The sequence below is a fragment of the Enterococcus sp. RTP21361st1_A6_RTP21361_211029 genome (assembly GCF_040910045.1).
GTDB lineage: Bacteria > Bacillota > Bacilli > Lactobacillales > Enterococcaceae > Enterococcus_D > Enterococcus_D gallinarum.
The window spans coordinates 23,006-44,928 of record NZ_JBDGBK010000022.1 but is presented as its reverse complement, the minus strand read 5'-3'; the positions used below and the strand labels follow the sequence as shown (position 1 = coordinate 44,928).

Genomic DNA, 21,923 nt, shown 5'->3' with positions numbered 1-21,923 from the left:
ATTTTACGTGAATAAACATAAAATTTAAAATGTTTATTTACATTTTAAATGAAAAAAGTTGACAGGAATCAGCAAAACAAAGATAATTATAGCAATTTAGGGGAGTAGCACATGGGTTTTTCCATGATCATAGATCAACAGCAAGCGGGAATCCGCTGGTCTATGATGTTTCTTGCAAGACCTAAGTGGCAAAGGGCCTCTTGGGTCTTTTTTGCAGTTCAATTTGGAGGGAAAATCTATGAGTAAAATGAAAAAATTAACCGCGGGAGGCCTTTTGGTCGCCATGGGTGTGGTCTATGGAGATATCGGGACCAGCCCACTCTATGTGATGAAAGCAATCGTTGAAGACAACGGCGGGTTGAAAACATTCTCCCCGGACTTTGTATTGGGAAGTGTCTCCCTCGTTTTTTGGACTCTGACTCTGCTTACCACGATTAAGTACGTCTTAATCGCTTTGAACGCGGATAATCACGGTGAGGGCGGAATTTTTTCCTTATACACACTTGTTCGTAAGCAAAGCCGCTACTTGATCATTCCGGCAATCATTGGTGGCGCTGCGTTATTGGCAGATGGTGTACTAACTCCTGCCGTCACTGTCACGACAGCCATTGAAGGGTTGCGGGGCATTCCGATGTTTTATGATCATTTTGGGAATGATCAATCCATTATTGTTTGGATTACATTAACGATCCTTTTCGTTCTTTTTAGCCTGCAACGCTTTGGGACAGAATTCGTTGGGAAAGCATTTGGACCGATCATGCTTGGTTGGTTTACTTTTTTGGGGATCGTCGGTTTGATCAACTTTTCCGGTGATCTGTCTGTCATTCGTGCGTTGGATCCTCGTTATGCCATCGGGCTGCTGTTTAGCCCTGATAACACCTCAGGTCTGTTCATTCTCGGGAATATCTTTCTGGCAACCACTGGTGCTGAAGCACTATATTCCGATTTAGGACATGTGGGCAAAAAGAATATTTATGCCAGCTGGCCTTACATCAAAATCTGTTTGATGCTTAATTACTTAGGTCAAGCTGCTTGGTTATTAAAGGTTTATCAAGATCCTGCCTATCAACAGATTGAAAACCTAAACCCTTTTTTCCAGGCTTTGCCTCAAGGTTGGACCGTTTTTGGCGTCGGCTTTTCTGCGTTGGCTGCAATCATTGCCTCCCAAGCTTTACTTTCCGGATCTTTCACGTTAGTTTCGGAAGCAATCAAGTTGCGTTTGTTGCCGCGGATGCAGATCATGTATCCTGGTTCTTCCATCGGACAAATGTATATCCCCGCGCTTAACCTGATGCTGTGGATCGCTTGTTCCGGTGTCGTTCTCTTATTCCGGACATCCACGCGAATGGAGGCCGCTTATGGTTTAGCGATTACAGTAACTATGCTGATGACCACAGTCTTGTTATATTTCTTTTTGCGTCAATTCAAAAAAGCGCGATTTATCGCTCCATTTATTACCTTATTTTTTGCAGCTATCGAAGGCATCTTCTTCATCTCGAGTGCCGCAAAATTTTTCCACGGTGGGTTCGTTGCGGTTTTGATGGCCGCTTTGATTATCGCCATCATGCTCATTTGGGAATGGGGCAACCACATTCAAGAACAAGCTGCCGAAGAAGTTGACTTGACCGAATACATTCCCCAACTACAGGAATTGCGGAATGATGAGACATTGCCATTTTCTCAGACCAATGTCGTCTTTTTAGTTCCTAAACTGCAAGGAAATACGATTGGCCGTCAGTTTATTTATTCGATCCTTGATAAACGGCCGAAACGCGCCAAAGTTTATTGGTTTGTGAATGTGGAAGTCACAGATGAACCTTATACAAAACAGTACGAAGTCTCGATGGCTGAGACAGATTTCATCGTAAAATTGAAACTCTACTTAGGTTTTCGGGTTTCTCAAGAAGTCAATGTCTACATCCGACAAATCATTCAAGAATTGATGAAGGATGGTCGCTTACCAAAACAGCCGCAAAAATACTCATTGACCCCGGGACGTCAAGTTGGCGACTTCCAGTTTGTTCTGATCGAAGAAGAGTTGTCGAATGTCACCTCATTAACCCGATGGGAGCGGCAAGTAATGTTAACCAAACTCTTTATCAAACGGCATACTATTTCTCCGGAACGTTGGTTTGGACTCACTTACAGTGACGTGGTCCATGAGACCGTTCCATTAGTGATTGGGCAACCGAAGGCAAGTAACCTTTCTGAAATTGTTCCAGTCAAGAAAAAACTAACTGACTAATTGCAAAGTAAGGTCACTTGCGGTACACTATTGGCAAATAAGCAAAAGGAGGAAACACCATGATGCGCATGACTAAAATAACATGTAACGTCAATTATCAGCGTTACCATATCGCATTTAGCCATGCAATTGGTTTTACAAAAACCGTTTTAGGGACGAGTCTGTCTAAAACAGTTGAATATTCGTAAAATCAATGGCCATCTCAAGGTGTTTATCTCGAACAACATCAGATAAAAATAACGCAGGCCATGGATTTCCATGGCCTTTTTGAGTGGTCTCAAGGAGTGAGATCATGCTAATTCAAGCAAATAAAATCAGTAAAAATTTTGGCGGTACCCCGCTATTTGAACAATTAACTTTCCAAATTGATCCCGGTGAAAAGATTGGTTTAATCGGCATCAATGGCTCTGGTAAGACAACATTATTAGATTTATTACTCGGGACCGAGAAAAATGATACTGGAACGATCAGCCGACGTAAAAGTCTTTCTATTGGTCATTTGGCACAAGAATTTTCGCCCTCTTCAGAAACGGTGCTGACGTATTTACAAACCTCTTCCCCCCGACTGCAAGAGATAAGTCGCAAGATGCGACGTTGTGAACAACAGATGAGCGATCCTGACGCTGACTTATCGAAATTATTGGACCGCTATGGACAATTACAGCTACAATTTGAAGAACTCGGTGGCTATCTGTTAGAAGACCGGATTCTTGCTAGTTTAAGAGGATTGGGAATAGCGCAGTTGCAAGAAACTTCTTTGCAGGCGTTAAGTGGTGGGGAGCGAGTCAAAGTAGAACTAGCAAGATTGCTGTTGACAGAGCATGACTTGCTTTTACTGGATGAGCCCACGAATCATCTTGATTTAGCTAGTCTTCATTGGCTGGAAAACTATCTTATCAATACGAAAAAAGCGTATATCGTCATCTCTCATGACCGCGCTTTTCTGGACAAAGTGACGACTAGGATCTGTGAGATCGAAGATGGTCAATTGATTTCTTATCCTGGAAACTATAGCCAATATCGTTCATTGAAACAAGCTCGAATCGCAGAACTGACTAAGAACTATGAGCTGCAGCAAAAAGAATGCCAGCGGCTTAAAGCGATGATTCGCCGTTATCGCCAATGGGGGAATGAAGGGGACAATGAGGACTTTTTCCGTAAAGCCAAAGAAATTGAAAAGCGTTTAGCGAAGATCACTCTCGTTAAGCCCCCGCTGCCTCCTAAAAAAAGGATACGCACAGTCAATCAAAGTGATCGAACAGGCAGAGAAGTCTTTATCGCCCGAAATATCGGTAAAGTCATGGCTGATCGGCTACTCTTTGAAGACAGTAGTTTCTCGATTTACCGTGGTGAGCGCTTAGCGATCATTGGTGAAAATGGCACCGGTAAGACGACCTTGATTCAGCTTTTGTTAGGTACTTTGGCGCTTGACGCGGGAACGATCAAATCCGGCAGTAATCTGCAGATCGGGTATCTGCCTCAAAAGCTCTCATTTTCTAATCCCGCTATGCGGGTCCTATCCTTTGCCTATCAGTTCATAGGCAATGAACAATCTGCACGACAACAACTGGCACAAATCGGTTTTTATCAGGATGATGTCTCAAAACGCATTCAGGATCTTTCTGGCGGTGAGAAGATTCGCCTTTATCTGCTGAAACTTTTTCATAAAAAAATCAACGTCCTGCTATTAGATGAGCCTACCAATCATTTGGATATCTATGCTCGTGAAGAAATTGAAGAATTGATTCAGCGCTTTGGTGGTACGTTAATTGCTGTGAGCCATGACCGCTATTTTCTAAAACAAACTTTCCAAGACATGCTGTTGATCCGCGACCAGCAGGTCATGCGGCAGCCCATCGACTGGCAGGCTCTTTAAGAAGACCACGTTCGTTTTTTTCACCATAAGGAATCGCATATCAGAAAAATCAAATAAAAATAGCCGCAGGATAAGAGAACTGGCACACCTCGTGACAGGGTGACGAGGTGTTGCTCGTACACTGGAACACTCTCAGTCCTTGCGGCTATTTCATTTGTTTAAAAGACGCGAATTAAAAGAGTGTCAACTGCTGGTCTTCAAAACGATGGATATAGGCAAAGACTTCTTCTGGTCGATAAAGGATTTGATAGGTTTGGCAGAATGCACAAAAAATAGCCATTAGCTTTTGCTGATTCGGACTGTCGCAAACATACCGATCGCCAAAAGCTTGCTGATACTTTTCCTTCATACCAGGAAAATCACGGTCTAGTTGCTGATAAAAGTATGCGCGATTTTCTTCCCGCATCGTCACCCCAAATCCAAAACAGATGATGCCTTTCACTCCCGCTTGGCGACAGTAGTCCAAAACCCACAACAGATTCTCCTCGCTGTCATTGATAAAAGGAAGAATAGGTGATAACCAAACAACAGTAGGAATCCCTGCTGCTTGAAACCTCTTAAGCGCCAAAAAACGATGATAAGTGGTAGCGACTTGTCGTTCTAATTTTTTACATAGTGCTTCATCATAAGTCGTCAGAGTCATTTGAACAACTGCTTTCGTTTGCTGGTTGATTTCTATCAGCAAATCCAAATCTTCCAACACACGCGTTGATTTGGTCAAAAGCGCGACACCAAAACCGTTCTTTTTGATTACTTCCAGTGCTTGCCTCGTTTGTCTCAAACGCTGTTCTGCATGAACGTAAGGATCTGACATAGCACCGGTAACGATCATGCAAGGCTGTCGGCGCTTCTTTAATTGCTGGTCCAAAATCGTTATTGCTGCTTCTTTGATCTCGATATCTTCAAACCGATGCGCCATCTGATAGCAGCTGCTGCGACTATCACAATAAATACAGTCATGTGTACACCCTCGATAGAGATTCATTGTATTGTTTGGTGAAAGAATCGTTTTATAGCGTCGCGTGTGCATTTAACCCCTCCTACGGAACATATGTTCCTATTTATTTTCTCATAACTTGACTAAAAGTGCAAAAAAAGACTTGATCTTTTTCAAGATCAAGTCCGTTGATTAGTGAATATTCCCAATCAGCTTACGAATCGGTTTTCTTGCCATGTAAAGAATAATCCCTACGACTACTGCAACACCACCGACAATGCCATAATAAGCCCCTTCTGTTTGCGGTGTATAGAAACGAGCAATTTGAGCATTGATCGCTTGCGAAGAAGCATCTGCTAATAGCCAAATAGCAAGAGTTTGCGCTTCGAAGGCTTTTGGTGCTAATTTGGTCGTTACAGACAATCCAACTGGTGACAGACACATTTCGCCAGCAATCATGATAAAGAAACTAAAGACTAGCCACAATGGGCTTACCCGTTGATTGACTCCGAACAGCATACTTGGGAACATCAACAAGACAAAAGACAAACCTGCTAAAATCAAACCAATTGCAAATTTCACTTCCGTTCTAGGTTGTTTATTGCCAAGTTTCGTCCACAACCAAACAAATACCGGTGTCAACAGCACGACAAACAATGGATTTAGTGTTTGATAAAGACTCGCCGGAATCGTGATCCCAAACAACGTATCTTGTGTCCGATCGGCCGCAAAAAGTGCCAATATTGATGACCCTTGTTCTTCTAGGGACCAAAAAACGATTGCAGATAAGAACAAAGGAATATACGCTAAAACTTTTTTCTTTTCATCCGGTGTCACATCACGAGAACGCAACATTTTAGTAAAGTAGTAGATCGGCAAAAATATTCCTAAGATACTGATGCAATTGATAAAGAAATCAACGGTCAGATAGCCCATCGCAGCTGCACCGCCGAAAACCACTGCTACAAGCACTAGTACGATGATAACGTTACGGAAAAAGATTTTTTTCTCTTGCGCAGATAATGGATTAGTTGGTGTCGTTGCAACATCTTTCAACGTTGTCTTCCCTTGAACATAATATTGCACCAAACCAATGAACATTCCGATAGCTGCTATTGAAAAACCTAAATGGTAATTGACGTTTTGTCCTAAAATACCCACAATGATCGGTGCTAAAAGTCCACCAATATTGATCCCCATATAAAAGATTGAAAATCCTGCATCTCGGCGCACATCTTCTTTCGAATATAAGTGGCCGACCATCCCTGACACATTGGACTTCAACAAACCTGTTCCAATAACGATCAACATCATAGAAACAAATAGTGCAGCAATACCAAGAGGCGCTGCCAGAACAATATGTCCAAACATAATAAGGATCCCGCCATAAAAAACGGATTTGTTCGATCCTAATAAGCGGTCAGAGATCCATCCGCCAACGATACTAGACATATAAACGAGTGAACCGTAGATTGACATGATCGCTACAGCCGTTGATTTAGGCAGGCCTAAGCCACCATTTGTTACAGCATCATACATAAAGTAAACTAAGATGGCCCGCATGCCATAGTAGCTGAATCGTTCCCACATCTCAGTGAAAAATAGTGTCGACAACCCTCGCGGCTGTCCTAGGAAAGTCTTTTCTTTTTCCATACTTACTGGCTCCTTATAAAAAACAAATTTAGAAATTTTTCTGAAAATTCACAAATGCCAGTTTATTCCCGTTTGGCTTCCTTTACAAGGTTATTTTGCTTAGATTATGTTTTGTAAAATGGCGATATGCTGAGTCGAAAATGAGAGTTTTTTACTAGATACTAGGAAATCACTGATCTAACAACCTAAAAAATTGTACGTTAATTAAATAACATTTTTTATCGATTAAAATTATTTTTACCGTTTTTTTATTCTAGATTCAAGAATTTGTTAATAAAAATAACCTGATTCATCACATCAATGTTTATTCATACACTTATATGCTGAATCAGACGATTTTTTATTCAATGTTCTTTGTTATTTAGCAGGACACAGCCTCTCTCAACATCTGGCAGAACATTTCCACCGACTGGGCATAAAGAGCAGCAATTGTGAGCTTTCCTCTTTTAGTCTAGGCTTGCTTACTGTCTCAGTCAAATCAAGTGCATTGGGCGCCTATGTATCAGCGGCATTCCCTAACGAAACAATCCTTAGTTTCATAACAGAGCCCAATAAATCTCGATTTTTTTTGCTCCCTTCTCAATCGATGTCTAACATTTCATGTCAATGATTCACACCATGATCGGTACCGAAGTCCTATTTCTCTTTACTGAACACAATTCATCAAATCAGAGCCTATCTTGTTGAACTTGTTCTTAAGAGTGATAACAACGGCGAGCAGCAGCTAATCACTGTCTTCGATGATTAGCTGCAAACTTAGATTCGAACGAAGAAGTTGCAGAGCAGCCCACAATAAAGCTCAGTTTAACAGGATCCAGTCTCCTGAGTACCATTCGCCACTAAGCGGGAAGCTTTTTTCAAGGTGTTACTTTTTTTGCATCTCTGCTTAATGATACTTAATAGTTGACAGTCCATCTACTAAGTATTATTATGTAGCAGTACTGAGTAATACTAGGTATTGAGACAAATGGTTTTTGAGAGGATGAGCGATGTGAAAGGAATGACTGAATTACTAAAAGGTGTGCTAGAAGGTGTCGTGCTTCAAGTCATCCATAACAGCAAAGAGACTTATGGCTATGAAATCACGAATACACTGATCGAATTAGGGTTTCAAGATATCGTCGAAGGCACCGTCTATACGGTCTTACTCCGTTTAGAAAAAAAAGAATTGGTAACTGTTGAAAAAAGGAAATCTGACCTTGGACCGGCAAGGAAGTTTTATCGTTTGAACGCAAATGGGGAAATTTACCTCCAAGATTTCTGGAGTAAATGGACGTTTCTTGTAGATCAGCTAGATAAAATCAAGCACGAGACACTTTTCAATCAGGAATGAGGGATAACTATGAAAGCCATCACTGTGGATCATCTTACAAAAACCTATGGTGATCTTGACGTATTAAAAGGAATTACTCTTGAAATCAAAAGAGGCGAAATCTTTACTTTACTTGGAGAAAATGGTGCTGGAAAGTCAACACTGATCAATATTCTAACTACACTCGCTAGCCCTACATCCGGCAATGCAACAATTTTAGGGTTAGACCTACGAAATGACTCCGATCAAGTGCGGGATGTCATCAGCTTGAATAGTCAATCGATCACACTAGATGATGAATTTACCGGTTTTGAAAATTTGAAATTAATTGGCACGCTGTTGGACATCCCTCATCTTCGCAGGAAAATAGATACCATATCAGAACGACTTCATTTAGCAGATTTTCTCTATAAAAAAGTCGCTACCTATTCTGGAGGAATGAAGCGACGACTAGATATTGCAGTCTCTCTGCTTCCTGACAAAGAAATTTTGTTTCTTGATGAGCCAACTACTGGTGTGGATCCAAAAAACAGATTAGAGATTTGGCAACTAATCCTTCAACTTAAAGCAGAAGGAAAGACGATCTTTCTGACAACTCAATACCTTGATGAAGCAGACCGTTTAGCTGATCGAATCGCTTTTATCAACGATGGGAAGATTTCATTGATTGGCACACCACAAGAATTGAAAAAGCAAGCAAGAGATCTGCACAAAGTCATCGTTCCAAAAAAAGTGATCGATCAAGCGACTTCTCTTCTAAACGAATCTGCGATTCACTATATGGTTGAAAATGACACCATTATTCTTGCTAGAAATGATTTAAAAGAGTCGATGATGAAACTCTTGCAAAATGATATTGACATTCTAACAACTGCTCCGATTGAACTTAGTTTGGAAGAAATATTCTTGGATGCTACTGGAAAGGAGGACTAAAAAATGAAGACAATCAAGCAACTTTTCACATTAACGAACCGCATCGTTAGACAAAATTTAACAAGTGTCGATACGATCATTACAAGTATCGTTATGCCTATTTTCATCTTACTTTTTTTCGTTTATGTCATTGGTGGCAATATTTTAGTCGGGGGCACTGCAGGAGAGCCTTCAGATTATCTTAGCTACGTTATGCCAGGATTTTTGCTGATATCTATGGCAATGGGATCGGCTTACACTGCTTTGAGGATCAACAATGATAAAACAAAAGGATTCCTGACGCGATTATTATCTATGCCAATGAAACGTTGGGTGATTCTAGGATCGCACATTGTCGCCTCAACAATTTTTATGCTTATTTCTGTACTTTCTGTACTGCTGATCGGACTAGTATTGGGTTATCGACCACAAGCAACGATTGGTGACTTCCTGCTTTTCACCCTTTTGATCGTACTTTTTGCCGTTAGTCTCACTGTGCTAGCTATCCCCTTCTCGTTAACAGCAAAAGATTATGCTGGAGCAGGAGCCTTTTCGTATATTTTGATCTTCCTGCTTTTTATCAGTCCAGCCTTTGTGCCAGTCGCTGGAATGGCAAAACCTGTGCGCCTATTTGCTGAGAACCAGCCAATGACGCCCATTATCGAAACGACAAAGAATTTGCTTGCTGGTACATTCTCTTTTGGTTCCCAAAGCAGCCTCTTGACCCTTTTGTGGCTAGCCATATTACTAAGTTTTTTCTCTTTTCTGTCAATGAAACGCTACAAACAACTATTTATTAATTAGGAGGCCCACCATGAACTTTTATGACAAAATAACAGATAACGACATGAATAAGCAACAAAAAGAATTTCAACTTCGTATTGATAAGTTACCCGCTGGCTACCAAGATGCGTGGCGCGAACACAATCAAAAGATCTGGAGCTACAGTGATTTTTCTGGAAGAAATCTGTACCCTATCTTGGAAGGGATCGTCGGTCTTTTTGAAGAAAGTGCCGCAGAAAAACTGCCGATCAATAGCGTGATCGGTGAAAATATGACTACCTTCATCTCAGAAATCGCTGAAGCAGCTGGTGCCAAAAATGAGCGAGACAAATTGCGAGAACACTTGAATCAAGTGACCAAAAAACTAAAGTGAGGGATGAAGATGGGAATAAAAGAAGCATTAGAAGGTAAAAAAGAATGGCGTGCTCTGCAAAAACGGGCAAATCAGTTGCCGAATGATTATCGAATCGTCTATAAAGAAATCCAAAAGTACTTTATGAAAGTTGATCCAGTAAATCTTGCCAGCGATTTCCAACCACTCGTTGATCTGTTGGATTTGTTTGAAGACAATGCGCAACAAGAAAAAAGTGTTCTTCAAGTAACTGGCGAAGACGTGGCCGCCTTTGCGGACGGATTGCTGGTAAACCAAGCAACCTCTGACAACGAAATGGAACCAAAGTCAAAAAAGCTATGAGAAAATGGCTAGATAAGTTTTGAGTTCCACCGTTGGATTTTCTGAAAATATAAAGAAAAATAAGAATAGCGCTAACCAAATTTGCAACTTTCAAGCATTATTCATTGGTATCCAAGGTGTACAGCTGTTCAAAACAAAAAAGTGTTAAGCCAAGGCTTAACACTTTTTTTATTCAAATAATGAAACTCATTTGTTCCAATTGATCTCCGACAATTAACCGCGCAAACGTTCCACGTCGCGAGCAATCATTAATTCTTCGTCTGTTGGAATCAACAAGACTTTCACTTTAGAATCTTCTGTAGAAATGACTAACTCTTCGCCGCGTTTGGCATTTTGTTCTTCATCAAGTTCACAACCAAACCAAGTCATTCCTTTGATAACCTCACTGCGGACATGGGCATCGTTCTCACCGATACCAGCAGTAAAGACGATTGCATCAACACCGTTCATTGTTGTTACATAGCCACCGATATATTTACGAATGCGGTCAGTAAAGACATCATACGCAACTTTTACTTCTTCTTTGTCATAATTAGCTTCAAGATCCCGCATATCGCTAGAAATACCGGAAAGTCCTAACAAACCAGATTTTTTGTTCAAAACATCGATCATTTCATCGATCGATAGGTCTAATTTTTCCATTAAATAAGGCAATACAGCTGGGTCGATATCACCAGAACGAGTACCCATCGTCACTCCTGCAAGTGGTGTGAAGCCCATTGATGTATCAACAGATTTTCCACCATCAACTGCAGTGATCGATGCGCCATTTCCTAAATGACAAGTAATGATTTTCAAATCTTCAATCGGTTTGCCTAACATTTCAGCCGCACGTTCTGACACATAACGGTGGCTTGTACCATGGAAACCATATTTACGAACTTTATAGTCGTTGTAGTAAGCCAATGGCAGACTGTACAAGTAGTTGTGTTTTGGCATGGTTGCGTGGAAAGAAGTATCGAAAACAGCAACACTAATGATATCTGGTAAGATCTTCTTGAAAGCAGTGATCCCCATCAAGTTGGCTGGATTATGCAATGGTGCAAACTCTGCCAATGCTTCAATGCGTTCCATCACTTCATCTGTGATCACAACAGAATCCGGGAAGTCTTCTCCTCCATGAACGACACGGTGACCAACACCAGTGATTTCATCATATGAACCTAAGATGTTCAATTCGATCAATTGATCCAAAAGCATTTTTACTGCGACTTCATGATCATTGATGTCGATGATTTGTTCGAATTTTTGATCTTCCCCATATTTGATGGTAAAAATCGAATCTTTTAATCCGATACGTTCAACGATCCCTTTAGCGACCACCGTTTCTTCTGGCATTTGATATAACTGCCATTTTAGACTTGAACTTCCAGCATTGATTGCAATTGTTTTAGACATAATTTTCTCCTTATCCGATTTATATTACAAATTTGATGCTTTCCAAGCTTCAAATTGTTCGAAAAATTTCTTGATGTTTTTTGGTTCCTTGAGAGATGCGAGTTTAGCAAGTAACACTGGTGCTTGCTTGCTCGTTGCACCATGATTTTGAATCAGCACAATACTTTTTCTTGATCGCTCATTTTTGAAAAGCTCGTCTGGCAATTGAATGATTCCTTGCAGATAAACTTTTTCATTGAGCCATTTCTTCAAATAATCGCTTTGTTCAGTTTCCATGAAATTAGCCGGAGCTAAGAATAGTCCATAGCCATCTTCTTTCACATAGTTCATTGCTTGTTCCATCAATAAATGGTGGGCAAAGCTATGTCCTTCGCCTTCGGGAGCTGAAGTAAGAAACGATGCTGCTTTTTCATCTTGTGGATAATAGCCGACTGGCAAATCACTGACAGCAATGTCCATTGGGTCGATTAACAATTCTTGCAACCCGTCTTGATGAAACAAATGCAGCGGGGCTTGAGTCCATTCGCTTGTAGCTGCAGCAACACTCAGTAATGTTTCATCAATGTCAACACCTGTTGCTTGCACATCTCTTTGCGCTAACTGCAAATTGAGCAAGAGCGTTAAGACAAGATTCCCCATTCCAACCGAAAGGTCCAGAATCTTGGTTTGTTGCTTCGCTGGTGTCAATTGCTCGATCAAATACACAAACAAAAAACCGATACTATCTGGTGTCAGCTGATGATTAGGCTGCAGATGTTCGGTTTGTCCGCCCTTTAACAGAAGTAGTTGAGCAAGTTTACGCCGTTCTTCTGCTGTTAAGGGTATCTGCTCTAATTTTTTATAAATCGCTTCCAACCGTTGAGCATCCGCTTCACTAGGTACTCCGTCGATCACCCGTACGCGATACTGATCAATAAAATTCTCGATCGTCTCGATATATGCATCCAAATAAGATGTTTCTAATGCGTTTTGGAGCACTTGAATCGCTTCTAGCGATAAATGAAAAGACTCTTCCATTTTTTCTGGGGACATCTTGCACCTCTTTTCAAAACTATAACAACATACATACCTGTTTAATTTTAGCTGATTCAGCCAAAATAATCAATCGCTATCTTTCAGAATAATTTGTGAAGAGACAAACATACTTTTCAACTCTTTTATACAGAAAAAAGACACAGTATGTCTGTGCCTTTTTCTGTATTATAGTTACTCAAGATCTGTTGCTATTTTTTCCAAATCACCTGACAAAATTTCGGTAAAACGGATGGTGCGCTGATTGACGACACATTGAATCAACAACAGCTCTTCTTTTTGTTCGTAAATGACCCTCCCTACATTGTAGTTGACACTGCCCTGCTCGGCATAGGTTAACCGCTGATAATCCGCCAAAAAAAGTTCTTTCATGATTCGTGCCTCATACATGTGAAGAGTCTTAATATAGAAATCAGTAGTTGTCCGAGTATTTTCTAAAACCGTTAGCAACATAAGGCTCAGCAAATGAATCAGCATCATTGCTGACAAAAAGATACCGCCCTTATGCAGGAATCTGCCATTGACCAATTCTCACCTCTCCATTCTCGAAAGTCACTGTAAACTGGATCGAGGATGCCTTTTTTTCAAAGTAAATCAATGATACTTCCGTCAATAACGGATGGTAGCCATTATTGTCTCTTTTACGGACTTTCCCATTGATTCGATCGATCGTGACTACATTTTCTTTGCTGCTTTTTAAAAAAAGTGTATACGGACTCACTGAAACATACGTACACGTTTGAAGCTCCCTTTCTAACTGAATCAAAAATATCTGCCATTCTTGGTCTTTGCGAGCAAAAAGCTGTTGATTAACTTGAGGCATCTGGCGAATGATTCCGTTGATCAACAACACACTGAGTCCTAAGATCATTAAAGACAGCAAACATTCCAACAAAGTAAAACCCTTACTCTTCATAGTTGATCTCCATGATAAGAGGACCTCTTACAATCCGTCCATAGCTTCGGTCACGCTTGAAACCGAAAGACAACTGATACGACTCTGTACGTTGTGTCGAATAAACGACTTCCTGTTCAAATGCTTGGCATTGGACTTCTTCATACAATACCCGAATAGCAGCCACCTGGGCCTGTAACTGTGCACTTTGCTGTAAAATATGGGTCTGGACAGTCAGAAAAAGGAAGACACTCGTCGTCAGCAAACCAAAGCCAATGATACTTTCTAGCATGATATATCCTTTATTCGATGATCTTATCATATCGTCCACTTCCAAAAAGAAATTTGTAGGTAATCTTTTTTTCTTGGTCCATCCATTCAAACCGTAATGTTTCCATCCGCGTATAATTGCCAGATTGACTGGTGAATGTAAGTACAGGAAAAACACGTACTGCGAGCTGCGAGGGTACTTCAAGTGGCTCCATTTTGATTTCACCTGTGATCGTCGAATGAAAATATATCGTAGGAACTGGTGAATCAGAATAAGCGACTTTCGTTTCGCGAGCATCAATAATCGCTGTTTGTTGTGCTACTGCCAATCCTTTTTCCAAACGAGCACAAAACCCCCACACTTCAAAATATGCTTGGTAACGGTCGATAGCTATTAGCGGAAGAAAGATGAAAATCGAAACGACTAAGAGGACAATCAAACTCTCCACCATTGTAAATCCCCGCCAAGTAAAAAAACTGCTATTCGTTCCGATGGGCAAGGTAAATCGCATACTGCTCCTCCGTTACATAATTTCCAGCTAGTAATTCTTGTCGAGTAGGTGTTCGATTCTCATTAAGCTGGAACAACTCAATCTGGGTTTCTACGACTTTGACGATTGCCGCATTTCCTTTCTCATCTATCACTGTACGTTGTGCGGATAAGTTTGGTACAAACAATAAAATCAAAATACTGATCACTAACAGTACAATCAGCATCTCCACCAATGTGAACCCTTGATGCTTCAATTTTCTCATTCGATCACTCCTTGAATATTGCCGTAAATCGGCAAAAACATTGCAGCATAAACACCCACGATCAGAAGGGCCACTAATAAAAAAATGACTGGTTGAATCCACTGGATTTTCTTCTCGATTTGTTGGAAAAGCCGATCTGTCAAAAGCTGACTATAAACAAACAATTCTTCTCCTAATTTCCCACGCATTTCGCCCTGGAACACAATCAATGAAAACTCTGGCGTCAAAAATACATAGTCCTTTAATTTGTCCGGCAACAATCCGCCACTTGCCAAGCACAGCTCTAATTGAACAGCTAGTTCTTGTACTAATGTTGCTGTACTTGTTTGTTGCATGCACATAATGATCTGACGAATTTCCAAGCCTTGCTGAAACAATTTTCCCCACTCTAATGCAAAATAACTAGTTTGATAGCAGCGATACAAGTCTCCCAAAAAAGGCAATCGACTCAAAAAAGTGGCTCGCTTCAACGCTGTCTGCTTGGCAAAGATTCCTCTTACAACAAGAACGAAACCTCCCAATCCGCCTACAATGACCGCACCGATCCATGGTGCTGCCGTAATAAAGAGAATGCCCCAATGATTCGCATCGATCATACCGGAGGCCAGAAGTTGAGGCAATAGAAACCGACGCATGGCAAAGAGAGCGGTAAAGACAAATACCAGCAATAGAAGGGGATACGCCAACACTTTTTGTAATGTCTGATTTTGTTTTTCCAAAAGGATCTGGTAAGCGACCATTCGCTGCAACGTATCCACCAGATTGCCATGGGTCTCTGCCAAGTCCAGCTGATTTTGTTCGGCTTCAGATAAATGCAGCAAAGAAAAGGCCTGTCTGAGTCGTTGACCTTGTTTCAGTCGCTGATCAATATCTTTTACTGTATTCGGATCAAATTGGCCACTGCGAAGTAGAACAAGCAAACTCTCTTGTAATGAGAAACCACTCTCTAATAAAACCGTAAATGTGGCTAATAAGGCGTGGGTCTGTTTGCGGGAAAGCCGTTTACTTTTCCTTGTCAAAAACCTCATGGGTGATCTGCTCCTTTTCTCTGATCCTTGTTAGTGCTTGATCCCAAGTCATTGAGGATTTGTGGGGTTCATAAAAGGTGTAGGCCATCAATGCGTGAGGGACTCCGTGAAGATCTGGCAGTAAGCGCTGATAAATGATTCCTTGGAGGCATTGGTCGATCACAGCTGCTTCCTCTGTCAGCTCTTGCAATCGCGCAATTGTTTCCGTTAATCCCCGTGCATGGATCGTCGCAAAAACCCGATGTCCTGTCAGTGCCGCACGGATCGCAGCCTTGGCCGTCTCTTTGTTGCGGATCTCACCAATCAGCAATAGCTCAGGTCGATGCCGCAACGACAAACGAATCAGCTCATCATAATCCTGGCCGATCATTGGATTGGTCTGCAACTGTAAAAAACGAGGCTCAACGATCTCAACCGGGTCTTCGATCGTGATCACCTGACCTGCTGCAGCTGAAGCTAAGCGATACATCAGTGTGGATTTCCCCGATCCAGTAGGACCAGAAAAGAGATAGAGCCCTCGATAGCGGCATGCATCTGCGATCGTTTCATATTGTTCATTCATAAAGAATCGATGGAACTTACCTAAAGGGTGCAAAAAACGTAGAACTAAACTTTCTTGACCTTGAAAATCCCCAACAGTCGAAACCCGGATACGCTGCTCTCCATCTGCCAAAGGATAGCTGATAGCCCCTAATTGCGCTCTTCGTTTTTCTCCTACTTCCATACCGCCCAGAAATTTGAATCGAGTGATCAATTGTTGCGCGTCTTCTGTAGTAACTTTGCGATACATTTGCCGATAGTAACTTTTGCTGAAAATCAGAGTCATCCCTTCGACTGTTGGCAGTATGGATAGATCTTGCATTTTTTGCACCTTCGCATACTCCACCAACTCATCTGAAAATGTACAAATGTCCATTGTCACCCTCCTAAAAAGAGATACGCAGCTTTTACTTTTCTATACAAAAAAACTGTAGAACAAAGACATTTTCTGCCTTGTGCTACAGTCTGAACGCTAAGACTCGCTTATTTAACTTTTGGTCGTATCTTCTGGTGCCACAAATTGGGCTTCTACCCGGTAGATTCTTTGACCGCGGCTGGAAAACTTCTCTTCATACTCGGTCATGATATTTCCTTCATAGTCACTTTGATGAAGATCCAACCATACTTGTTTTAAAACCATACCATATTGTGAAAAGCTGGCGAGTGAATATTCAAATAAGCCTTGATTGTCCGTTTTGAAATGAATTTCACCATTCGGACGTAAAATTTGTTCATCGACTGCCAAAAAAGCTTTCGATGTTAGTCGGCGTTTCTCATGCTTCTTTTTTGGCCAAGGATCTGAAAAATTCAAATAGATTTGATCGACTTCATGATCCGCAAAATAATTCGTCAATGCGGAACCGTCAACGTGCAGCAGCTGCACATTAGGGATATCTTGTTCGATCAGTTTATCCAGTGCAATGGAAACCACACTGATTTGCATTTCGATGCCAATATAATTAATTTCCGGATGTGCTTTAGCCATTTCGGTAATGAAACGGCCTTTTCCCATACCGATTTCAATATGCAATGGGTGATCATTGCCAAATCGTTCCTTCCAACGGCCTTTCCACGCTGTCGGTTCAGCTACTACAAATTCGGGATGCGCTTGGACTAATTCTTCTGCTCCCGCACGTTTTCTTACTCTCATGTTGTTTCCTTTCCGAAAAAACAAGATGGAACTTGTTGCTTCGCTCCATCTTCTCATTCACTATAAATTCTTTTTAATTGCAGAATCTCTGCATTCATTGCTTTATAATCCCCGCGTTGGTAGTACTTCTTTACTTCCTGAAGCATACTTAATAAAGCATACCAATAAATTTTCTCGATCACTTCACTGCTGCCATGAATCCCGTAACGCACTAGCCAATGCGGCCAGCTGGATAATGGAACATAATGCCCTAAGATCGTACCGATATCCATTGCGGGATCCGCAAACATGATCGAATCCCAATCAACCAAATACAGATAGTTTTGGCAAACAAGCCAATTACGGTAATTGACATCCCCATGAACGACGGAGGCCTTTTGTTCCTGAAATTCTGGAATATTCTCTCTTAAATAACGATAAACAATAGCAATAAAGCGATTTTGAACAACCGCTTTAGGTAAGTTTTCTTCATATTCAACTAACATTTTTTCTGGTGTCATCACTTGACCACCGATTTTGCTCAGCATCTTCGCTAATGTTTTGGAATGGTGCAAATGATACAATACATCGATCACATCATTTCTTTGACCGATCTCTTCGGGGTCCAATACACGTCCATCTAGCCACTCTTGAGCAGACAACGTATCGCCATTGCCGGTACGCTTGGTCCACACAAGTTTAGGAGTAATCCCCTCTTTGGAGAGTGCCGCAAGCATCGGGGTCGTATTTCGTTTGATAAAGACTTTATCATTGTCCTTCAAGCCAATGTAGGCTTTGCCGGTGTCGCCTTTGATTGGTCTCAGGCGCCAATCTTGATCCAAGCGAATATCCATCCTAGCTTCTCTCCTTATTTCACAGTATCTCTTATTCTAGCTTCCTAAAGAGTCAACGTCAAGCGCATATGCGTTCGGTTTTTTCGAGTAACGTCCAGCCATCTTTATTGACTTTGCATTTTTTTCAAGCGGGCAGGTACATAGAAAACCAAAAAGAGTCCTGTAAATAACAAAAAGCCCAACAGCACTAGCACTCCTTGCCAAAGAATTGCCGCTCGGAACAAGCCGACTACACCAAAAATGAAAGCAGCTCCGCCTAATAATCTAAGCAATAGCCAATTAATGGCTGTCTGTTTTTGCCCTTCCTCGATTGGATATAAATGAGTCAAAATCATGTACTGAAACTCATTATACATCGGCAGTAGCTGAAAACCGATCAAATAAAGAAACATACATCCTAACCCTAGACTAAGCCACCATTCTTGAACAAAGAAAAGCACTAATACACCAATCAGTGTCAAACGGAAAAAAAGCCCGCTATATTGTTCCCCTCGCAAAAAGCGGCGAGCATATAGATAGCGATAAGTCTGTTCCTGTCCAAAAGGAATCCTATTCAACAGACCATCTAAATACTTGCGGCGTTTGGCTGCTGCTGTGATTTGAGGTACATCTGTGAATAAGTTGATAAACCGATAAATGCGATGAAGTCTCGTTTCTTCCATGTGGATCATGCGATCCCAACCTAATAGAAGACCTGTCGGACGACACTGAAGGTTGAACCAAGCAGCTTGTAGAACAGCTAAGAGCAATCCAACCCAAGGTGCAACATACAGACTAGCTAAAAGGCTGCTTACTGCAGCAATCACCCACAGAACACGCTGGTTGTTACGCTGTTCTTGTCCTTGATAAAGAGACAAACGCTGTAACCAGAGATCCGTAACTTTTAATAACCAAATCGTCCCTAAATAAAAGAAAAAGCTCGCAAACGTTTGTTCAGTAACTACTACGACTAAAGGCATCGTCGCACCAACGACTAAAAAGGAGACCCCAAAAGGCAGCCACATTGAATAGCGCAGTGCTTGAGCAAGATAGTCCGCCATCTGCTTTTCTTTAGCTAAAAGAAAAATCAAATCTGCTGGTTTCACCAATGTTGCCAACTTGCCGACTGACAAAAGTGCCAACCAGATCAATAGCAATACGATCCCCCCCTGAGGGAACGGCCGAGGGAGCGTTTTTAAAAAATTCGAATAATATAGACCCAGTCCACCCATTAGAAATGTGATGAGGATCGCAAAATGATCATTGAAAACATAACGCAAATAGCGACTCATCTGTTTCTGGTGTCGTTGCAAGCGTTGTGAGAAGAACCCCTTCATAGCTGACTCTCCTTTGTCAATGCTAAGTACAACTCATCGAGGGAAGCTCCTTCAGCCCCAAATTGGCTTTGTAATTGCGACAGCGTTCCTTGGGCTCGAATCTCGCCATTGTGAAGCAGGATAAACTTGTCACAATATTTCTCAGCTGTAGCCAAGATATGGGTCGACATTAAAATCGATACCCCGGTTTGTTTCATCTCATTCATCAATTCAAGCAATGCATTGATTGCCAATGGATCTAAGCCCAAAAAAGGCTCATCGATGATGTACAAACTTGGTTCAATTAGAAAAGCACACAAAACCATGACTTTTTGTTTCATTCCCTTAGAAAAATTTGCTGGAAACCAGTCCAACTTATTTTCCAAGCGAAATGTTTTTAATAACCGCTCCGCCCGTTGCAGTGCGACATCTTTGGGGATGTCATAGGCCATTGCCGTTACTTCGATATGCTCTTTTAAAGTCAATTCTTCATAAAGAGAAGGCGTTTCAGGAATGTAGCCGATCTGCTTGCGATACGCTTGCGGATCTTCTTTCAGCGATAGTCCGTTGATAGTGATTTTTCCAGTGTGAGGTTGTAGCAGACCAATGATTTCTTTAATCGTGGTACTTTTACCAGCACCATTCAAACCGATCAACCCCACAAGTTCACCATCCGCGATCGAAAAATCAATATTTTTTAGAACAGGTAGCTGTGTATAACCGCCTGTTACATTTTCTACTTGTAATGTCATTTTCGTTCCTCCAATATCAACTATTATACCATGAAGCAGCGGTCAAAGAGCAGTCATCTACTTCTTGAAATCTGCTATTTTCCGTTATTAGTTATTTGAACAACATACTCGTGTCCAGCTACTTGCAATGGTTCTTTTGGCAGCTCACTGCTACCAAAACGCTCGACCCACATGTCTGCTTCGGACGCATCAAAAATGACGGCTTGAATTGCTCCGGCAGCTAAACGGGTCGTAAAGGCTTGGACAGCGGCTGGATCTTCATAGGAAACAAATGTAACTGTTATTTCGTGATCAGGCGCCACGTTTTGCTTCACCCAATCCGTCGCTGCTTTTTCAAATTCAGATTGTGTGGGCTGCTGTTCACTGGTCTCAGAAACAACAGCCACTGTATAAACAACTTCTTTTGGTCTTGTCATCGAATAGATCAGCGAACCTCCTACTAGAATGACTGCTAGTCCTGCAATCAGCCACTCCTTATATGCATAGGCAAGATAGCTGATTTTTTCTCGTTTGGTCTTTTTTTTCTGTAACGTTTCTTTAATGATTGGTTTCATCGTATCCGTCCTTTTCTATTTCTGCTTTTAAGTCTATTGGTGCAAGCGGACAAATGCAAGCGTTTCTCTCCACAAACATCCGTACTTTACATGGAAAAGAAGCGATGGCCTGCTTTTGAAGGAATTCAAGAACAAAAACTGCCGAAATCAGCAGAATATGGTAAAGTAGGACTAGAAGAACAAGGAGGTTTATGAAATGGAAAATTGTATTTTTTGTAAGATCAACAATCGTGACATCCCTAGTTACAAAGTATATGAGGATGATCAAGTCTATGCCTTTTTGGATATTTCCCAAGTAACACCTGGACATACATTAGTTATTCCGAAAGTCCACGTAACGGATATTTTTGAGTATGATGAAGCCCTTGCTGCAGAGGTCTTTGCTCGCGTTCCTAAAATCGCTCGGGCAATCGAAAAAGCCTTTCCTGAGATCAATGGACTCAACATAATCAATAACAATAAAGAATTGGCTTATCAATCTGTTTTTCATTCCCATATTCATTTGATTCCTCGTTACGATGAAAAAGATGATTTCTCGATGCATTTCGGTAATCATGCAGAGGATTACTCACAGGAACAGCTAACAGAGATCGCTGAAAAAATCGGAAAGCTGGTGGACTAAATGATCGGTAACTTTATCAAAGGTTTGTTATTCGGCTCTCTCGCCGGCGGCTTAGGCGGGCTGCTATTTGCACCAAAAAGCGGTAAAGAAACCCGTGAACAAATGCTTCGTTATGTCGATGAGACCACGGAAGCGACTCTTGAGTTTAATGAAAGTGTCAAAAACTTAAAAGATGCTGTCACATTGACGCGTAAAACGGTTGACGAAACGATTCCTGTTGTCAAAGAGTCTTTCACAAAAGATTTTGAATCATTCAAATTCCAAGCACAGCCAAGAATCGAGCGGATAAAGACCCACGTGGATCGTTTGAACCAACATGTCACGACGATACAAGCCAAATCAGTTCCCCAAGAAGAAAATAAGTAGCAAATATTGGAGAATCTATG

At 41.3% G+C, this 21,923-nt stretch carries 26 protein-coding genes; 10 read left to right on the top strand and 16 right to left on the bottom strand.

Features of this window, described 5'->3' with window-relative positions:
- The first annotated feature begins 238 nt into the window (after nt 1-238).
- The 3 genes from AB5Z52_RS06060 (at nt 239) to abc-f (ending at nt 4,121) form a co-directional block, all read left to right on the top strand.
- Complete coding sequence (locus AB5Z52_RS06060) at nt 239-2,245, top strand: KUP/HAK/KT family potassium transporter (RefSeq protein WP_288551396.1); 2,007 nt, start codon at nt 239-241, stop codon at nt 2,243-2,245.
- 59 nt (nt 2,246-2,304) lie between these two features.
- Nucleotides 2,305-2,433 (top strand): hypothetical protein, encoded by a 129-nt coding sequence (locus AB5Z52_RS06055; RefSeq protein WP_005472862.1) that lies wholly within the window; start codon nt 2,305-2,307, stop codon nt 2,431-2,433.
- Between the two features lie 104 nt (nt 2,434-2,537).
- On the top strand, nt 2,538-4,121 hold the full coding sequence (gene abc-f, locus AB5Z52_RS06050; RefSeq protein ID WP_021149043.1) for a ribosomal protection-like ABC-F family protein: 1,584 nt from the start codon (nt 2,538-2,540) through the stop codon (nt 4,119-4,121).
- A gap of 172 nt (nt 4,122-4,293) precedes the next feature.
- Here abc-f and AB5Z52_RS06045 read toward each other — a convergent pair whose 3' ends face one another.
- Together AB5Z52_RS06045 and AB5Z52_RS06040 are read right to left on the bottom strand one after the other, a co-directional pair.
- Complete coding sequence (locus tag AB5Z52_RS06045) at nt 4,294-5,151, bottom strand: radical SAM protein (RefSeq protein ID WP_003128450.1); 858 nt, start codon at nt 5,149-5,151, stop codon at nt 4,294-4,296.
- A 99-nt stretch (nt 5,152-5,250) separates the two neighbouring features.
- On the bottom strand, nt 5,251-6,711 hold the full coding sequence (locus tag AB5Z52_RS06040; protein ID WP_003128449.1) for a peptide MFS transporter: 1,461 nt from the start codon (nt 6,709-6,711) through the stop codon (nt 5,251-5,253).
- A gap of 991 nt (nt 6,712-7,702) precedes the next feature.
- Between AB5Z52_RS06040 and AB5Z52_RS06035 the strand changes: the two genes are divergently transcribed.
- Genes AB5Z52_RS06035 through AB5Z52_RS06015 form a run of 5 tightly spaced genes read left to right on the top strand, consistent with a single transcriptional unit; the run spans nt 7,703 to nt 10,412 of the window.
- Entirely contained in the window at nt 7,703-8,044 is a 342-nt protein-coding gene (locus AB5Z52_RS06035) for a PadR family transcriptional regulator (protein ID WP_005472869.1), read from the top strand.
- Nucleotides 8,045-8,053: 9 nt separating this feature from the next.
- Nucleotides 8,054-8,956, top strand: coding sequence for an ABC transporter ATP-binding protein (locus AB5Z52_RS06030; RefSeq protein WP_021149041.1), 903 nt, complete (start codon nt 8,054-8,056; stop codon nt 8,954-8,956).
- A gap of 3 nt (nt 8,957-8,959) precedes the next feature.
- Nucleotides 8,960-9,739, top strand: a complete 780-nt coding sequence (locus AB5Z52_RS06025) for an ABC transporter permease (protein WP_005472875.1) — start codon at nt 8,960-8,962, stop codon at nt 9,737-9,739.
- Nucleotides 9,740-9,749: 10 nt separating this feature from the next.
- Nucleotides 9,750-10,091 carry a DUF1048 domain-containing protein gene (locus tag AB5Z52_RS06020; RefSeq protein ID WP_161667420.1) on the top strand — a complete coding sequence of 114 codons (342 nt, stop codon included), beginning with the start codon at nt 9,750-9,752 and terminating at the stop codon, nt 10,089-10,091.
- A gap of 9 nt (nt 10,092-10,100) precedes the next feature.
- On the top strand, nt 10,101-10,412 hold the full coding sequence (locus tag AB5Z52_RS06015) for a DUF1048 domain-containing protein (RefSeq protein ID WP_005472877.1): 312 nt from the start codon (nt 10,101-10,103) through the stop codon (nt 10,410-10,412).
- A gap of 213 nt (nt 10,413-10,625) precedes the next feature.
- Here the strand turns inward: AB5Z52_RS06015 and AB5Z52_RS06010 are convergent, their stop codons facing one another.
- From AB5Z52_RS06010 to AB5Z52_RS05945, 14 genes are all read right to left on the bottom strand, one after another.
- Nucleotides 10,626-11,810: an acetate/propionate family kinase gene (locus AB5Z52_RS06010; RefSeq protein ID WP_003128443.1), complete on the bottom strand. Its 1,185-nt coding sequence runs from the start codon at nt 11,808-11,810 to the stop codon at nt 10,626-10,628.
- A 24-nt stretch (nt 11,811-11,834) separates the two neighbouring features.
- Nucleotides 11,835-12,842: a class I SAM-dependent methyltransferase gene (locus AB5Z52_RS06005; RefSeq protein ID WP_003128442.1), complete on the bottom strand. Its 1,008-nt coding sequence runs from the start codon at nt 12,840-12,842 to the stop codon at nt 11,835-11,837.
- Nucleotides 12,843-13,016: 174 nt separating this feature from the next.
- A complete protein-coding gene (comGG, locus tag AB5Z52_RS06000; protein ID WP_029487318.1) occupies nt 13,017-13,370 on the bottom strand; it encodes a competence type IV pilus minor pilin ComGG in 354 nt (117 codons plus the stop codon).
- Entirely contained in the window at nt 13,345-13,758 is a 414-nt protein-coding gene (comGF, locus tag AB5Z52_RS05995) for a competence type IV pilus minor pilin ComGF (RefSeq protein ID WP_003128440.1), read from the bottom strand. The genes comGG and comGF overlap by 26 nt, the downstream gene beginning before the upstream one ends.
- A complete protein-coding gene (locus tag AB5Z52_RS05990; RefSeq protein ID WP_005472881.1) occupies nt 13,748-14,029 on the bottom strand; it encodes a hypothetical protein in 282 nt (93 codons plus the stop codon). Before AB5Z52_RS05990 ends, comGF begins: the two co-directional genes overlap by 11 nt.
- A gap of 10 nt (nt 14,030-14,039) precedes the next feature.
- The gene (gene comGD, locus AB5Z52_RS05985; protein WP_003128438.1) at nt 14,040-14,519 is read right to left on the bottom strand and encodes a competence type IV pilus minor pilin ComGD; all 480 of its coding nucleotides are present in this window, start codon (nt 14,517-14,519) and stop codon (nt 14,040-14,042) included.
- Nucleotides 14,488-14,763 (bottom strand): competence type IV pilus major pilin ComGC, encoded by a 276-nt coding sequence (comGC, locus tag AB5Z52_RS05980; protein WP_029487321.1) that lies wholly within the window; start codon nt 14,761-14,763, stop codon nt 14,488-14,490. The genes comGD and comGC overlap by 32 nt, the downstream gene beginning before the upstream one ends.
- Entirely contained in the window at nt 14,760-15,791 is a 1,032-nt protein-coding gene (gene comGB, locus AB5Z52_RS05975) for a competence type IV pilus assembly protein ComGB (protein WP_005472886.1), read from the bottom strand. The genes comGC and comGB overlap by 4 nt, the downstream gene beginning before the upstream one ends.
- On the bottom strand, nt 15,766-16,707 hold the full coding sequence (gene comGA, locus AB5Z52_RS05970; RefSeq protein WP_005472888.1) for a competence type IV pilus ATPase ComGA: 942 nt from the start codon (nt 16,705-16,707) through the stop codon (nt 15,766-15,768). The genes comGB and comGA overlap by 26 nt, the downstream gene beginning before the upstream one ends.
- Nucleotides 16,708-16,818: 111 nt before the next feature.
- Nucleotides 16,819-17,481 carry a tRNA (guanosine(46)-N7)-methyltransferase TrmB gene (trmB, locus tag AB5Z52_RS05965; protein WP_003128433.1) on the bottom strand — a complete coding sequence of 221 codons (663 nt, stop codon included), beginning with the start codon at nt 17,479-17,481 and terminating at the stop codon, nt 16,819-16,821.
- Between the two features lie 53 nt (nt 17,482-17,534).
- Nucleotides 17,535-18,314, bottom strand: coding sequence for a phosphotransferase family protein (locus AB5Z52_RS05960; protein WP_003128432.1), 780 nt, complete (start codon nt 18,312-18,314; stop codon nt 17,535-17,537).
- A gap of 104 nt (nt 18,315-18,418) precedes the next feature.
- Nucleotides 18,419-19,630, bottom strand: coding sequence for an ABC transporter permease (locus AB5Z52_RS05955; RefSeq protein WP_029487323.1), 1,212 nt, complete (start codon nt 19,628-19,630; stop codon nt 18,419-18,421).
- Nucleotides 19,627-20,361 carry an ABC transporter ATP-binding protein gene (locus AB5Z52_RS05950; protein WP_368243106.1) on the bottom strand — a complete coding sequence of 245 codons (735 nt, stop codon included), beginning with the start codon at nt 20,359-20,361 and terminating at the stop codon, nt 19,627-19,629. Before AB5Z52_RS05950 ends, AB5Z52_RS05955 begins: the two co-directional genes overlap by 4 nt.
- A 74-nt stretch (nt 20,362-20,435) precedes the next feature.
- Nucleotides 20,436-20,915, bottom strand: a complete 480-nt coding sequence (locus AB5Z52_RS05945) for a hypothetical protein (protein ID WP_003128429.1) — start codon at nt 20,913-20,915, stop codon at nt 20,436-20,438.
- A 196-nt stretch (nt 20,916-21,111) separates the two neighbouring features.
- Between AB5Z52_RS05945 and AB5Z52_RS05940 the strand changes: the two genes are divergently transcribed.
- Nucleotides 21,112-21,537, top strand: a complete 426-nt coding sequence (locus AB5Z52_RS05940; RefSeq protein WP_005472896.1) for an HIT family protein — start codon at nt 21,112-21,114, stop codon at nt 21,535-21,537.
- Entirely contained in the window at nt 21,538-21,903 is a 366-nt protein-coding gene (locus tag AB5Z52_RS05935; RefSeq protein WP_021149029.1) for a YtxH domain-containing protein, read from the top strand.
- Nucleotides 21,904-21,923: the final 20 nt, after the last annotated feature.